The sequence below is a fragment of the Ideonella sp. B508-1 genome, from assembly GCF_000333615.1.
Lineage (GTDB): Bacteria > Pseudomonadota > Gammaproteobacteria > Burkholderiales > Burkholderiaceae_C > Ideonella.
In genome coordinates this window covers 1-14,546 of the sequence record NZ_BADL01000200.1, presented here as the reverse complement: position 1 = coordinate 14,546, position 14,546 = coordinate 1, and the positions used below count along the sequence as shown (strand labels likewise).

At 71.5% G+C, this 14,546-nt stretch carries 11 protein-coding genes; 2 read left to right on the top strand and 9 right to left on the bottom strand.

Annotated features, from left to right (window positions below; all coding sequences use genetic code 11):
• Both I73_RS26995 and I73_RS34685 read right to left on the bottom strand, forming a co-directional pair.
• Window positions 1–1,517 (bottom strand): cation-translocating P-type ATPase (locus I73_RS26995; RefSeq protein ID WP_051049140.1); only part of this gene is annotated, 1,517 nt, incomplete at its 3' end.
• Window positions 1,517–2,212, bottom strand: coding sequence for a heavy metal-associated domain-containing protein (locus I73_RS34685; RefSeq protein WP_306304226.1), 696 nt, complete (start codon window positions 2,210–2,212; stop codon window positions 1,517–1,519). The genes I73_RS26995 and I73_RS34685, both read right to left, overlap by 1 nt.
• A 40-nt stretch (window positions 2,213–2,252) precedes the next feature.
• Between I73_RS34685 and cadR the strand changes: the two genes are divergently transcribed.
• A complete protein-coding gene (gene cadR, locus I73_RS08910; protein ID WP_022980292.1) occupies window positions 2,253–2,735 on the top strand; it encodes a Cd(II)/Pb(II)-responsive transcriptional regulator in 483 nt (160 codons plus the stop codon).
• Window positions 2,736–2,753: 18 nt separating this feature from the next.
• On the opposite strand, the gene I73_RS08905 is transcribed toward cadR, so the two are convergent.
• Genes I73_RS08905 through I73_RS30840 form a run of 3 tightly spaced genes read right to left on the bottom strand, consistent with a single transcriptional unit; the run spans window position 2,754 to window position 7,229 of the window.
• Window positions 2,754–4,535, bottom strand: coding sequence for a diguanylate cyclase (locus I73_RS08905; RefSeq protein WP_022980291.1), 1,782 nt, complete (start codon window positions 4,533–4,535; stop codon window positions 2,754–2,756).
• A gap of 34 nt (window positions 4,536–4,569) precedes the next feature.
• A complete protein-coding gene (locus I73_RS26990) occupies window positions 4,570–6,819 on the bottom strand; it encodes a bifunctional diguanylate cyclase/phosphodiesterase (protein ID WP_040500042.1) in 2,250 nt (749 codons plus the stop codon).
• The gene (locus I73_RS30840) at window positions 6,816–7,229 is read right to left on the bottom strand and encodes an Hpt domain-containing protein (protein WP_022980289.1); all 414 of its coding nucleotides are present in this window, start codon (window positions 7,227–7,229) and stop codon (window positions 6,816–6,818) included. The genes I73_RS26990 and I73_RS30840 overlap by 4 nt, the downstream gene beginning before the upstream one ends.
• 252 nt (window positions 7,230–7,481) lie before the next feature.
• On the opposite strand from I73_RS30840, the gene I73_RS30835 reads away from it, so the two are divergent.
• Window positions 7,482–9,098, top strand: a complete 1,617-nt coding sequence (locus tag I73_RS30835) for an ATP-binding protein (protein ID WP_051049138.1) — start codon at window positions 7,482–7,484, stop codon at window positions 9,096–9,098.
• 21 nt (window positions 9,099–9,119) lie between these two features.
• Here the strand turns inward: I73_RS30835 and I73_RS08885 are convergent, their stop codons facing one another.
• The 4 genes from I73_RS08885 to I73_RS08870 all read right to left on the bottom strand — a co-directional run.
• Entirely contained in the window at window positions 9,120–9,791 is a 672-nt protein-coding gene (locus I73_RS08885; protein ID WP_026096495.1) for a response regulator, read from the bottom strand.
• A 23-nt stretch (window positions 9,792–9,814) separates the two neighbouring features.
• Window positions 9,815–12,790 carry a PAS domain S-box protein gene (locus tag I73_RS08880; protein WP_022980287.1) on the bottom strand — a complete coding sequence of 992 codons (2,976 nt, stop codon included), beginning with the start codon at window positions 12,788–12,790 and terminating at the stop codon, window positions 9,815–9,817.
• A gap of 69 nt (window positions 12,791–12,859) precedes the next feature.
• On the bottom strand, window positions 12,860–14,059 hold the full coding sequence (locus I73_RS08875) for an EAL and HDOD domain-containing protein (RefSeq protein ID WP_026096494.1): 1,200 nt from the start codon (window positions 14,057–14,059) through the stop codon (window positions 12,860–12,862).
• 15 nt (window positions 14,060–14,074) lie between these two features.
• Window positions 14,075–14,546, bottom strand: a 472-nt coding sequence (locus I73_RS08870; RefSeq protein WP_022980285.1) for a flagellin, incomplete at its 5' end; no start/stop codon positions are given.

Sequence of the window (14,546 nt, the reverse complement as noted above, 5' to 3'; positions counted from 1 at the left end):
GCATGCGTGCGGCGTGACAGGCGCACCAGCAGCGCCAGCCGACGCGGGTCGTCGTTCATCACCACCACGTCGGCGGCCTCCATGGCCACATGGGTGCCGCCGCCCCCCATGGCCACCCCGATGTCGGCCCCGGCCAGGGCCGGTGCGTCGTTGATGCCATCGCCCACCATGGCCACAGGCCCCTGCTGCTGCTGAAGCGCGCGGATGGCCGCCAGCTTGTCATCGGGCAGCAACTGAGCCCGCACCTCGGCCACGCCGGCCTGGGTCGCCACCGCCTGGGCGGTGCGCGCGTTGTCGCCGGTCAGCATGACGGGCGTCAGCCCCAGCGCCTGGAGTTCGGCCATGGCCTCGGGCATGCCGGGCCGCAGGGTGTCGGCCACCGCGAAGACGGCCTGCACCTGCTGGTCGATCACCAGCAGGGAGACGCTGCGACCCTGCGCCTCATGCACCGCCATGCGCGCCTCCAGCGCGGGTGAGCACAGCCCCAGCTCCTCGACCCAGCGGTGGTTGGCCAGGCGCACGGTCGAGCCGCTGCCAGTCCGGGCCTGCACGCCACGTCCCACTTCGGCGGCAAAGGCGTCCAGCGTCACGGCCGCTGCGGCATCCACCGGCGCGGGCAGGCCGCCCGCGATGGCCTGCGACACGGGGTGGTCTGACCGGGCGGCCACGGCCTGCGCCAAGCCGGCCCAGGCCGGATCGGGTCGGTTGGCCATCCACTCCTGGGCCACCAGCCGGGGCCGGCCCTCGGTCAGGGTGCCGGTCTTGTCCAGCGCCACCACGCGCAGCCGCCGGGCCTCTTCCAGGAAGCGCCCACCCTTGATCAGTACGCCCTGCCGGGCCGCCGCCGCCAGCGCGCTCACCACCGTCACCGGGGTGGAAATGACCAGGGCACAGGGGCAGGCGATGACCAGCAGCACCAGGGCGCGGTACACGGCGTCGAGCACCAGCCAGCCGGCGAGCACGGGGCCCAGCACCGCCACGGCCAGCGCCAGCACGAAGACCAGGGGGGTGTAGACGGCCGCAAAGCGGTCGACAAAACGCTGGGTCGGGGCCCGCGTACCCTGGGCCTGCTCGACGGCATGAGTGATGCGGGCCAGCAGGCTGTCGTCGGCCGGGGCCGTGACCCGCAACTCCAGCGCGCTGCTGAGGTTGATGCTGCCGGCGTAGACAGCATCGCCCGGCCCCTTGTCCACCGGCAGGCTCTCGCCGGTGATGGGGGCCTGGTTCAGGCTGCCCTGCCCGGCCACGATCTCGCCATCCAGCGGCACCCGCTCGCCCGGGCGCAGCCGCACCCGCGCGCCCACCGCCACCGCGGCGGTGGCCACGCGCTGCCACTGGCCATCGGACTGCAGCACCTCGGCCTCCTGCGGCGTCAGCGCCAGCAGCTCGCGCACGGCGTTGCGGGCGCGGTCCACGGCACGGGCCTCGATCCACTCGGCGATGGCGTAAAGGGCCATCACCATCGCGCCCTCGGGGCCATCGCCAATCACGAAGGCCCCGGTAACCGCCACCGTCATCAGGGCATTGAAGTCAGCCCCAGCTGGCGCAACGCGGCCAGGCCCTTGCGGTAGGTGCCCAGGCCGGCCAGTGCGATGGCCAGCATGGCCAGCGCCATGCCGGCCAGGCGCCAAGGCAGCTCGGCCGGGGCCAGGGCGGCCAGGGCCTCGGCGGCCACGGCCGTGAGCAGGGCACCCGCCATGCGGGGCCAGACGCGCTCGGCCGGGGCCGGTGCGCCCGCCTCGGGCAGGCGCTCGCCCGGCATGCCCAGGCCCTTGAGCGCGGATTCCACCGCCGGGAACAGCGCCTCGGGCGCCTGCACGCTGAGCTGGCGCCGCCCGAGGTCGAAGCGCAGGGCCCGGATGCCCGCCAGCGGCTCCAGGGCGCGGCGGATCTCGGCCTCCTCGGCGCCGCAGTCCATGGCCGGCACCCGCAGGCGCAGCACCGGGCCGTCCGCCGCGTCCCAGGACGGGGCCTCGCAGGCGGCCGTGCCACAGCCCGCTTCCGGCGACGATCCGCAGCAGGCCGCGGTCCCGTGGTGATGCGGATGATGGTGGTCGTGACCGTGATCGTGGTGATCGTGACCGTGATGGTCGTGATCGTGGGTCGGTTCGGCCCGCGCGGTCACCGACGGAGCGGGCGGGTGGCCGCAGCCGCAGCCATGGGCGCAGCCGGACGAAGGTGCGGCGTCAGGGGAAGGCAGTCGCTTGTCCATGCCCGCATTGCAAACCCTGTAGCAGGTGTAGAGTCAAGCGATGAAGATCGGAGACCTCGCCGCCGCCACGGGCACCCCGGTGGAAACCATCCGCTACTACGAGCGCGAGGGCCTGCTGCCCGCCCCGCCGCGCAGCGCCGGCAACTACCGTGTCTATGGCGAGGCCCATGTGCAGCGCCTGGCCTTCATCCGGCGCTGCCGCTCGCTGGACATGGCGCAGGACGAGATCCGGGCCCTGCTGGGCTTTCGCGACGACCCGGCCGCCCACTGCGGCGAGGCCAATGCGGTGCTGGACGCCCACATCGGCCATGTGGAGCAGCGCATTGCGGAACTGCAAACCCTGGCGCGCCAGCTGCGGGAACTGCGGGGACGCTGCCAGGCCGTGCCGGGTGGCGAATGCGGCATCCTGTCGGAGCTGGGCCAGCCCTGTGCGCCCGGGGTGGGCGAGGACGCCGGCACACCCCATGTCGACGGGGTGCATGGCCGGCGGGTGGGCCGCCACGGACCGGGCCACGCCCACTGAGCGGGCCGCCGCCCAGGATCAGCCCACGCAGGTGCGGTTCTTGCCGCTGCGCTTGGCCTCGTAGAGGGCCTCGTCGGCGCGCTCCAGCGCCTCTTCCAGGCTTTCACCGGCCCGGTAGGCCGTGACCCCGGCCGAGAAGGTGACGAACACCTCCTTGTTCTCGTGCATGAAGAGGCTGGCACTGAGTCGGCGCTGCAGGCGGGTCAGCACCTGCTGGGCCTCTTCGACCGGCGTGCCGGGCAGCAGGACCACGAACTCCTCGCCACCGAAGCGGGCCACGGCATCCACCGGACGCAGGGAACCCCGCACATGCTCGGCCAGGGCCTTGAGGGCCTCGTCACCGGCGGTGTGGCCCAGGGTGTCGTTCAGGCGCTTGAAGTTGTCGATGTCCAGCAGGCCGATGGCCAGGGTCGTGCCCTCGCGGGCGATGCGCGCCTGCTCGACCTCGAACTGCTGCATCAGGCCGCGTCGGTTCGCCACCTGGGTCAGGGCATCGGTGGCCACCTCGTCGGACAGGCGACGCAACTCGGCCTCCAGTGCCCGCACCTGGGTCTCCAGCTCGCTGGCCCGACGGTGCTCGTCCTGCAGGCGTCCGCGGGTGGCGCTGACCAGGCCATGCACGCTGCGGCTGTCGGCCACCATCTCGCGCACCACCTCGGCCAGGCTTTCCAGGGATTGGGCGTTCTGCACCGTCTCGGCATAGCGCAGCATGCCCTCGCTGAAACGGCCGGTGTGCTGGTCCAGCTCGCCCAGCTCGGCCAGCATCTGCTGCAGCAGGTCCTTCAGGGCCTGCCGGGCCTGCTCCCGGTCCTGGCGCAGTGTCTGCTGGCGGGCCCGGGTTTCGGCCAGCAGTTGCGCGGCCGCCTGCACACCGCGGGCATTGGGCGTGTCGCCCAGCCGCTCCTTCAGGCCGGCCAGTTGGCCCTGCACCCAGCTTTCGTCTTCGGAGAGCTCGGCCAGGCCGCCCGCCAGTTCCTGGCTGAGCCGATGCACCTGGTCCAGCAGGTGGTGGCGGTGGGCCAGCAGGCGGCGGGCTCGCTCGCACACCTCGGCCACCGCGCCGGCCAGTTCCGGTGTGGCACCGTCCTCGGCCAGGCGGCCGGCCAGACCGGCCAGCTCATCGGCCAGGGCCGCGGCGCGCCCCGCCTCGGGGGGCAACGCGGCCCGCACAGTGGATTCCAATGGCTGCATGACCGACACCCAGTGCCCGTGCAGGGCCTCGCCCCCGGCGTCCGAAGCCGCCGCGGACAGGGCCTCCACAGTGGGAAGCGCCGGCTCCTCCGGAGCGGCAGTCGGCGTGGTCTCGTCGTCCAGGGCAGGCATCTCCCCGTCGGTGTCCCAGGAGCCCACCAGCTGGCGCAGCCGGTGCTGCAGGCGCTGCACATCGCTGCGGCTGGAGTCCAGCACCCGTTGCAGGCTTTCTTTCTTGCGCGCCACCGACCATTGCTTGCCACTGCGCTCCAGGGCCCGGGTCAGGCGTTCGATCAGCAGGGCCCAGGCCTGGGCTTGGGAGGCCGGACTGTCCGACACCCGATCGGTCAGGCGCTGCGCCTGGTCCCACTGGCCCTGCAGCATGGCCTGGAGCAAGTCGGCCCGCTGAGTCGGGTCGTCCCCGAAGCGCTGGGACAGGCGCTCCAGCACCGTGCGCGCACGCGGCGGCAAGGTGGAAGTGGCTGCGCCGCATTCCTCGGCCCAGGCCTGGGCGTAGTTCTCGGGTGTGGGCTCCAGCTTGGCCACGGCCAGGCGACGCAACGCGGCCTTGGCGATCTGGGCGGGGGTTTGTTCGGTGGTGGCGTTCATGGCGGGGCGGTCATGCAACGCCCCGTGCGCTGGCTCAGCGGGACGCTGCCGGGTGGGTTTCTCCAGCCTGGCTCAGGTTCAGCGGCTCCGCAGCCACCGTGGCGCTGGGCACGGCCACATGCTCGGCCACCCAGGCCGGCAGATCGGTGCCGGGCATCGGGCGGCTGATCAGGTAGCCCTGCATCATGCGACATTGCAGGCTGCGCAGCAGGTTCATCTGCGTGGTGTTCTCCACACCTTCAGCCACCACGCGCAGGCTGAGCGCCTGGGCCAGCGAGATGATCAGGTGGATCACCTCGCTCGCCTTGGGCTCTCGTCCGAGCTTGTTGACGAAGGAGCGGTCGATCTTCAGCTCGGAGATCGGCAGTTCGGTCAGATACTGAAGCGAGGAATACCCGGTACCGAAGTCATCCACGGAAATCTGCACGCCCACCTCGTTGAGGCGGTGCAGCGTGGGCAGGATGCTCTGCAGGTCCTTCATCAGGCTGCTCTCGGTGATTTCGAGTAGCAGCATGCGGTGCGGGATGCCATAGGGCTTCACCGCCTCGTGGATGAGGTCCACCAGATCCTGGCGCAGGAACATGCGGCTGGGCATGTTCACCGCGATCGACTCGTTGAAACCGAAGGCCTGCCGCCATTCATGCGCCTGGCGGGCGGCCTCGCGCAGCGCCCATTCGGACAGCGGCACGATCAGGCCAGTCTCCTCGGCCATCGGGATGAACTCGTTGGGCGGCACCAGGGCCTCGCCACGGCGCCAGCGCATCAGCGCTTCCACGCCCATCAGACGGCCGCTCTGGGCGTCCACCTTGGGCTGGTAGTACAGCACCAGTTCGTTGCGCTCGATGGCCTTGTGCAGCGCCGTCTCGAGTTCGAGCTTCTCGCGGTCGCGCACGGCCAGGTTGGGGCTGTAGAGCACCGAGCCGTTGCGACCACGGTCCTTGGCGGCGTACATCGCCACGTCGGCGTTGCGCATCAGGTCGGCCACGGTCTGGCCATCCTGCGGGTACAGCGCGATGCCCACGCTGGCGGTGGCGAAGAACTCCTGGTCGGCCACGTAGACCGGCTGGCGCAGGGCCTCCAGGATGCGCTGCGCCACCCGTTCGGCATCGCGTTCGTCCTCGACCTCGGGCAGCAGGGCCACGAACTCGTCGCCACCCAGGCGGCCCACCGCCTCCAGCGCACGGTGAAAGCGCGAGCCCACGGCCTCGACGGTGCCGTCGAAGATCTGGTCGCTGTGGCGCACGCAACCCCGCAGACGCATGGAGACCTCGAGCAGCAGCTCGTCGCCGGCCGCATGGCCCAGGGTGTCGTTGATGTTCTTGAAACGGTCCAGGTCGATCAGCAGCAGGGCCATCTTGTGGCCCATGCGCCGCGCCTGCTCCAGGGCCCGCTCGGCGCGCCAGTTGAACTGGCGCCGGTTGGGCAGCTGGGTCAGCGGGTCCTTGTTGGCCAGCTTGCGGATGGAATCCTCGGCCTGGTGGCGCTCGGTCACGTCCTGCACGATGCCGGTGTAGCCGATGCATTGACCGTATTCGCCGAACTCGGGCTCGCCCTCCACGTGGATGATGCGGTTGCGCTTGACGCCACGCGAGAGCGGCACGTCCATGGCGATGCCGAAGACCTGGCGCACGATCTGGCGCATGCCGCGGATCAGGCCATGCCGTTCCTCGCGGGTCATCATGCGCAGCAGGTCACGGAAGCTCAGGCGGTCGTCCGGCGCGCTGCCGAAGACGCGCAGCGCCTCCTCGGACAGCTCCATGCCGAAGGGAAGGCCGCACTCGGGGTGGTGCCACCACTCGAAGCTGCCCATGCGGGCCAGGTCCTGGGCCCGGGCCAGCTTGGCCCGGCTGCGGATCAGTTCCTGCTGGGTGCGCGCGGCGCGCAGCATATGGCGCAGGCGGCCGGCCAGCAGGCTCCACTGGTTGGACTTGACGAAGAAATCGGTGGCGCCCGCGTCATAGGCCCGCTTGATCGAGGCCTCGTCGTCCAGGCCGGTCAGCATCAGCACGGGCACGTTCTCCAGCCCGTACATGCCGCGCAGCTCCTCGCAGGTCTCGAAACCGTCCAGCCCCGGCATGCGGGCATCCAGCACGACCAGATCCGGGATCCAGCCACCCAGGATGCGCAGGGCCTCGTCGCCGCTGCCGGCCTCGGTCACTTCGAAACCATGCTTGCTCAGCGCCGCGGAGACCAGCATCAGGTTGACCTCGTCGTCGTCGACCAGCAGAACCTTGGGTCGTTCTTCGACCTGCTCCTGCAACGAAGACGCGCCGCTGCTCCTCATGGACCGACACCACCACCCAGCAAACGCGCCACCGCGTCGTGCACGCGGATGGATTCTTCCTGGAACTGCGTCACCAGCGCGGGCAGCAGTTCGGACTGCGCATCGCGCACGGCCTGCTCCATCTGGGCGCACAGGCGCGAGAGCTGCAGGGCCCCCACGCTGGCCGAGGCCGACTTCAGCGCATGGGCCGCATGCGAGAGCGCCGCCGTGTCACCCGCGCCGAAGGCCTGGCCGATGGCGGCTTCCTGGGCGCCGAGCGAACGCTGGTAGGTCTGGAGCACCCGCTGCAGAAAGCTGTCCCCCACCGGATCGAGGGCGCGCAACTGGTCCAGACAGGCAGCGTCCAGCACCGATGCTGCGCTGTCAGCGGCACCGGCCTCGGACCTGGGATCCTTCGGGGTGTCAAACATCTTTCAAGGACTGAACGCGAACGTGGATCGGCTCTGGCGACGGATTCTGGGCCTGCTCATTGTGCCGCGAACCAGTGCCCGGACCGGGCTCCACCCAGTCAAGGGTGCGAGCTTGTAGCATCGGCGCACGTTTCTATCACGTCAAGCCGGAAAAAGGCCTGTTCCAGCCACTTCCCGTGCATTTCTGTCGCAGAAGAACCATGCGGGGCGGCCCCCTTCGGTCGCGCCCGAGCCGCTCCTTACAATCCCGGCATGCCCGCTCCGCCCCAAGCCCGTCGCCTGCGCGGCCGCAGTCTCGCCCTGAGCCTGGCCGTGGGGGCCCTGCTGGCGGCCTCGCTGGCGGTGGGTTGGCAGTTCGCCGGGGCCCCCAGCGCCCCCAGCGAGCTGGCGGGCCCCTGGTCCTGGTTGCCGATGCTGGTGTTCGGCGCAGCCTGCGCGGTGGCGGGGCTGCTGTGGGGCCGGCTCGAGCGTCATGCGCAGCTGCGCCAGGCCACCCAGAACCAGCAGGCCCTGGCCGAGCTGACCGAGGGCTGGATCTGGCGCAGCGATACCCAGCACCGTGTGGTGAGCTGGCGTCCGCCCCCTGGCGCGCCAGCCACCGCCTGGACCGAACAGCTGCCCACCGGCCAGTTGCTGCACACCCATTTCGAGGTGGCCGACCCGCTGCCCAGCCCTGGCGCGCTGCTGGCCCGCCTGGACGCCCAGGCCATGATCCCGGCCCTGCGCGTGCTGCGCCACGGCACGCCGCCCAGCCACTGGCGCCTGCGCGCCCTGCCCCAGTACGACGTGCGCGGGCAGTTCGCGGGCTATGTGGGCACCATCGTGCCGGTGGATGCCGAGGAGCAGCGCCGCCTGGACCAGTCCGTCCTGCAGCGGCTGTGGGGCGAGCTGGACATGCCGGTGGTGATCCTGCGCCCCCGCGGGGCCGACGCAAGCGGCCCGGACTGGGATGTGCAGGCCCTGTCCCCGGACGCCGCCCGCCTGCTGGGCGCCAAGAGCCAGCAGAAGGACTGGCAGCTGGTCCAGCAGGCCCTGCCTGGCGATGTGCAGGTCTCCCTGCGCAAGCTGCCGGAGGGCGAAAGCCGGGTGGCTGGCGCCTGGAAGATCGACCTGCTGCCGCTGAGCTGCGAGGGTGAGCCGCTGGGCCGCTTGCTGCTGCTGCGCCCTGCCCAGGATCCGGCCGCCGAAACCGCCGTCAGTGCCGCCGACCAGGATTCCTTCGTCTACTCGGTCTCGCACGACCTGCGCGCCCCGCTGCGGGTGGTCGATGGCTTTGCCCGCATCCTCAAGGAAGACTACGGCCGCTTCCTGGACCGCATCGGCAACGACCACCTGGACCGGGTGCTGGCGGCCAGTGCGCGCATGAACAGCATGATCGACGCGCTGCTGGCCCTCTCGCGCCTGCAGTCGCAGCCGCTGGCGCGCAAGCCGGTGGACCTGTCCCAGCTGGCCAGCTACATCGTGGAGGACCTGCGCAGCCAGGCCCCCGAGCGCCAGGCCTGCATCACGATCGAGCCGGGCCTGGTGGTGCACGGCGACCCCACCCTGCTGCGCATCGCGATGGAGAACCTGCTGGGCAATGCCTGGAAGTACAGCGGCCAGTGCGAACAGACGGTGATCGAGTTCCGCAGCGAACAGCAGGCCGAGCATGGCCGGGTCTTCGTGGTGGCCGACCAGGGCGCGGGTTTCGACATGCGCTTCGCGGACCGCCTGTTCGGCGTGTTCCAGCGCCTGCACAGCCCCAAGGACTTCCAGGGCACCGGCGTGGGCCTGGCCTCGGTGCGGCGCATCCTGCGTCGGCACGGCGGCGACATCTGGGCCGAATCGGAAGTCGGCAAGGGCGCCCGCTTCTACTTCACGCTGGGCTGAGGGGCCAGCGCCCCGTGTTCATCAGGCCTGGCCGGGTCGGGCCAGAAGTTCCACCGCGTCGACCAGGGCGGCCGCCTGCGCGGCCAGCGAACGCCCATCGGTCTGGGCCAGGCGGGTGAGGCGTTGCAGCGCCTCGGCGCGCGGCAGCGAGTAGCGGTGCATCAGCACCCCCACGGCCAGCGGCACCGGGTCGTTCAAGGGGTCCACCGGGCGGCCGGCGGGCGCCAGGGTGGCCGGGGCGGCCACGGGCATCACGGGCGCCGACCGGGCCGCAGGCGCCAGCCCTTCGCGTTCGCGCCGGGCACGCACGGCGGCCACGGCGGCCTCCACGGTCGGCACGATCTGGGCGATGTCCAGCGGCTTGACCAGATAGGCCACGGCCCCGAGCTCCTTGACACGCGCCACGGTGGCCGCATCGGCGAAGGCCGACAGGAACATGAAGGGCGTGCCCAGGGATTCGCGCAGGTAGTCGGCCACGTCGAAGCCACTCTTGCCTTCCATGCGGATGTCCAGCAGCGCCAGATCGGGCCGGTGCTGGCGGGCCAGCAGGATGGCGTCGTCCCCGTTGTCGGCGTCGATCACTTCGAAACCGGCCTGCACCAGCCCGTGGGTCACCGTGGCCAGCACGAGCCGGTCGTCGTCGACGACCAGGATCTTGCCCTTGGACGAGGAGGTGGAATCGGGGGGAGCCATGCGGTCGATTGTCTCCGAACTGTTCACAGCGGTGTCAGCAACGCGACGGCCGGTGGCGCCAGACGCAGCCGCGCCACCACCAGCGGCCCCTCCTGGCTCAGCGAGATCGAGGCCCCCTTGCGCGGCAGCAGCGCCCGCACCAGGCCCAGGCCGGAAATGCCCGCGGGCACCTGGGCCAGGTTGAACTCGGGCGCCAGCGCCCCCGGGTTGGCCACGCTCAGCGACACGGCGTCCTGGCCGAACTCCATGCGGCAGGCGATGGCGCCGCCCGCACTGTGCTTGATGGCGTTGGTCAGCAGCTCATTGACGGTCAGGGCCACGGGAATCGAATCGGCCTCGGTCAGGGCGAAGCGGTGCGGGTCGGCGCCCTGCACCTCCATCGTGATGGGCCGGCCGAACATGCGCTGCACCGACTGGGCGATGGCCTCCATCACGGCCTTGACGCGCAGCGGCCCCGTCATGCCCACCTGCAGGCCATGCACCTGGGCGATGGCATGCACATGGCCCACCGCCTCGGCGATGGCGGCGCTGGCCTCCGGGTGGCGCTGGGCGTTCTGCTGCAACAGGCCGGCCACGCCCTGGAGGTTGTTCTTGATGCGGTGGTGGACCTCCTTGACCAGCATCTCGCGCTGGGCGATGGCCGCGGCCAGGCGGGCCTCCTCGGCGGCGCGCTGCTCGGTCACGTCGCTGGCCACCAGCAGCAGCTGGGTGCCGCCGGATTCACCCGCCGAATCCAGCGAGACGATGCGCACATCCCAGACCTCGGCCGCCTCCCCGGTCTGGGCATCGGCCTCGCGGTGCAGTTCGCGCCGCACCGCCTCCTGGGTGCCGCTGGCCAGGTGCAGGTCGGCCGACAGCGAGGCCGCCTCGATGCCGGGCAGCCACAAGGCCGGCTGGCGACCCAGGATCTCCTCGGCCGGGCGGCGCGCGAAGGCGCAGAGCTTCTGGTTGAGCTGCAGCACCTGCTGGTTGGCGCCATCGAACAGGGCAATGGCCAGGGGCGCCGTCTCGATGATGCGCTGCAGGCCGGCACGGGCCTGGGCGATGTGGTTCTCGGCCTCGCGGCGGCGCTCGATGTCCAGCAGCGCGAAGGTCAGCTGCCCCTCGTCCCCGGGGCCGCCCCCCTCCCGCCCCGTCACCACCACATTGCCCACCACCCAGAAGGCGCGGCCATCGCGGGCGGTCAGCCGGCATTCGAAGGTCTCGGCCTGGCCCTCGTGCAGGGTGTCCAGCCAGTCCTGCCGGCGCAGCGGGTGGTCCGGCTCGGACGAAGCCACGACGCTGATGGGCAGGCCGACGAAATCCGCCAGCTCGCCACCGAACATGCGGCGGGCCGAGCGGTTCATCCATGCGATGCCCTGCGGGCCCACGGTGACGATGCCCACCAGCACCGAGTCCAGTATGGCCCGGGTGCGGTCGGCCTGGGTGAGCAGGGTCTCGCGCACCCGGCGCCGCTCGTCCACGTTCACATAGGAGGCGATGCTGCCGGCCGCCGGGTCGGCCAGGTCCACCCTGCGCTGGTGCACCTGCACCCACAGGATGCTGCCGTCGCGCCGGCGCAGGCGCCGTTCGCCCTGGGAGCGGCCATGCTGGGCCAGCTCCCGGCGCTCCTGGGCGGTGTACTGCAGGTAGAGCGCCTCGTCCTCGTAGAGCTCGGCCAGCGGCAGGCCCTGAAGCTGCTCGCCCGGGTAGCCGGTGAGTTCGATCATGGCCTGGTTGGCCCGCTCGATGCGGCCCTCGCGCTGGTAGGCGATGCCGACATCGGAGAGGTTGAACATCAGCTCGCGCTCGCGCTCCAGCCCGGCCAGCGCGGCCTGCTGACGGCGCAGGCGGGAGATGTCCGACACCACGGCCACCACCTCGTCCGCGCCCGCGGCACCGGCCCGCCGCAGCGCCAGCGAGCGCCAAGGCTGCTCGTCTGCCAGCACGGGGGCGGCCGAGGGCTGGAACTCGGTCTCGAAGGCGCCCTGCTGCAGCAGGACCTGCTGGGCCTGGCCGGCCGCCGTGCCGTCCAGACCCGCCTGCGTCAGCACCTGGGCCAGGGACAGGCCCTGGGCCTGGCCGGCGGCCAGACCCAGCAGGGCCTCGAAGCGGGCATTGCAACGCACCAGGGCGCCGCGGCGCAGGTAGGCGATGCCCGCGGGGCTGACCTCCAGGATGGTGCCCAACTCATGCAGCAGCTGTTCGTTGTGGCGGCGCGCGTTCTCCTCCTCGGTCACGTCCAGCGTGACCACGGTGACCGCGGCCCGGCCGCCGGTGAGCTCGGCGGGCTCGACCCGCGTCATCAGCCAGCGCCGACCGGTGTCGCGGTGCTCGACCGCGTAGCGCACCTCGATGCGCTGGCGCTGGCGCAAGGCCTGCTGCAGACGGTCGTAGTCGGCCATGGATTCCGGCGCCACCACATCGCGCCCCACGGACATCAGCGACTGGCCCTGGGCCGGACGCTCACCGGCCCGTTCGGCCGCAGCCTCGCCCGCACGATCGCTGCGCCCACCGGCCGGCGGGGCGGCGGTGACCCAGCCGCGCGCGGCATCGTGGGTGGCCACGCCGAGGCCGGCCGTGCCCATCAGGGCACTGATCTCGATGTGGGCCAGCTCACGGGCGTCTTCCAGCGCCAGGTCTTCCAACTGCACCAGCCAGCGCCCGGAGCCGCCGGCCACGCCGCGCGAGGTGACCCGCCAGTGGCGCAGGATGCCGCCCTCCAGCGGCACCCAGCCTTCGCGTCGGCGCGATTCGCCACGGGCCGGCATCTGGGCCGGCCAGCCGATCAGCTCGGCCAGATCGGGGGGCAGTGCCGCCAGGGATTCCAGGCGGCCGCCCAGCGCGGCGCGCAGGGCCTCGTTGGCCAGCAGCACCCGCCCCTGGGGGTCACAGAGCAGCAGGGGCAGCGGACTGATGGAGACGCAGTCGGCCAAGGCCGAGGGCACGGCCATGCCCCCTTCGTTGGGGGCGTCGCCCGGCACCCGCGCAGCGGGCAACAGCTTGGATTTGATCGACATGGCAGGGCAGCTCGGCGATGCACCGAGTGTAGCGGCGGCCTTGCCGCCCTGGCAGGTCCTGAGGCAGGCTCAGTCGCTTTGCAGCTGCTGGGCGGCCAGCATGGCCTTGAGGGCCGCCCGGTTGAGCTCGCCCGGGCTGAGCAGCATGGCACCCGCGGCCTCGGCAATGTCCAGCGGCAGTTCGGATTCCACCGCGCGGGCCACCGACAAGGCCAGGCTGTACGGCCCCTGGCCGGACGGCGCCAGCGTCTGGGCCACGCCCTCGCCCACCGGCAGGTTGCCCAGCAGGCGATCAAAGGGCTGGCCCAGCATGCGGTCCAGCAGCGAGAACACGCCGCAGATGAAGGCCTCGCCCGCGGCGCCACTGTCGCCCTGGGCGCGCACCAGCTCTTCCATCAGCAGGCCGCGGCGCACCGCCAGCTGCATCAGGGGCTGCAGGTCCGGGTTGTCCACGGCATTGGTCACCAGCAGGGCCAGCCAGCGCTTGAGGCGCTGGTAGCCCAGCACCATGATGGCGTGCTGGAAGGAGCTGATCTCCACCGACAGGCCAAAGGCCGGCGAGTTGATCAATCGCATCAGGCGGAAGGCCAGGGTCGGGTCACCGCGCAGCGCCTCCTCCAGGCGGTTGACCGGCTCCTCGCGGTCCACCCGCTGGATCAGGTCCATGACGATCTGCACGCTGGGCGGCACATCCTTGCGGGGTGCGTCCGGACCGGGCCGCTCCCCCAGGGGCCAGCCCAGCACCGCCAGCGCACCGCGGCGCAGGCTGGCGCCGGCTTCTTCGGGCGTGTGGCTGCCGGCCTGCACCCAGGGCGTCTGGCGCGCGGCGCCGCTGGCGGGCGCCTGGGTCTGGCGACGGTCGTCGTCCACGTCCACGATCACATGGCGGAAGCAGGCCAGCAGTTCGGGCGACAGGGGCTGCAGCGGCCGGCCCTTGAGCGCCAGGGCCTGGCCGGCCGCGGCACGCTCGCGCAGGCGGGCCTCCCAGGCCGGATCGCCGGCCAGGAAGGCGGGCACCTCCAGCACCGTGTGGGCGGGGCGGTCAGCGTCCAGCAGGCCCGCCAGCAGGCCCTCGGTGGTCGGGCTCAGAGACAGGGGCCCGCGCTCCTCGGGCCAGGCTTCGTCGAGCAGCTCCAGCACGGGAGCGGCCAGCTGGGACGGAGCGTCCGGAACCGGGTGGAGGGTCAGACGGTTCATCACCACCCGACCGCGGGCGCCGAACAGCGCGCCGCAACCCAGCCAGACAAGGTCAAGCGCCAATGCATTCATCATGGGGTCCCTGGATCAGCCTTTGATGTAGTCGAACAGCGAGAGCTTCTGCAGCGAGGCATAGGTCTGCAGCGCCGCGCTGTAGTTGGTCTGCTGGTTCTGGAAGTCGGAGATAGCCTGGACCATGTCCAGATCCTCGGCGTCGGAGCGGGTGCTCTCGGCGTAGTTCTTCAGGTCGGTCACCCGGCTGGTGACACCGTCGATGCGGTTGAGGATCTCGCCGGCCAGGCTGCGGGTGCCCTGCAGCTGTCCGGCCACGCCGTCCAGGTCGCGCAAGCCGGACTGCACCGTCTGCGTCACCTCGGCGCTGCTTTTGGAGGGATCCTTCAGGCCGGCAATGATCTTGTCCAGCGCGTCGAAGGCGGACAGGTCCGGCTGCGACGGGGTGACCTTGAAGGTGTCGCCGTTGCTCGGGGCCCCGCTGATGGTGGTGGCCATGACGGGGAATTCGATCAGCTTGCCGGCCTGGTAAGGGGCACCGGAGATG

Bases quoted from the DNA above. Each gene is read 5' to 3' on its own strand.
- I73_RS30835 (WP_051049138.1), top strand. From the start codon at position 7,482: ATGCCCGCTCCGCCCCAAGCCCGTCGCCTGCGCGGCCGCAGTCTCGCC.
- I73_RS30840 (WP_022980289.1), bottom strand. From the start codon at position 7,229: ATGTTTGACACCCCGAAGGATCCCAGGTCCGAGGCCGGTGCCGCTGAC.
- I73_RS08905 (WP_022980291.1), bottom strand. From the start codon at position 4,535: ATGAACGCCACCACCGAACAAACCCCCGCCCAGATCGCCAAGGCCGCG.
- I73_RS26990 (WP_040500042.1), bottom strand. From the start codon at position 6,819: ATGAGGAGCAGCGGCGCGTCTTCGTTGCAGGAGCAGGTCGAAGAACGA.
- I73_RS34685 (WP_306304226.1), bottom strand. From the start codon at position 2,212: ATGGACAAGCGACTGCCTTCCCCTGACGCCGCACCTTCGTCCGGCTGC.
- I73_RS08875 (WP_026096494.1), bottom strand. From the start codon at position 14,059: ATGAATGCATTGGCGCTTGACCTTGTCTGGCTGGGTTGCGGCGCGCTG.
- cadR (WP_022980292.1), top strand. From the start codon at position 2,253: ATGAAGATCGGAGACCTCGCCGCCGCCACGGGCACCCCGGTGGAAACC.
- I73_RS08885 (WP_026096495.1), bottom strand. From the start codon at position 9,791: ATGGCTCCCCCCGATTCCACCTCCTCGTCCAAGGGCAAGATCCTGGTC.
- I73_RS08880 (WP_022980287.1), bottom strand. From the start codon at position 12,790: ATGTCGATCAAATCCAAGCTGTTGCCCGCTGCGCGGGTGCCGGGCGAC.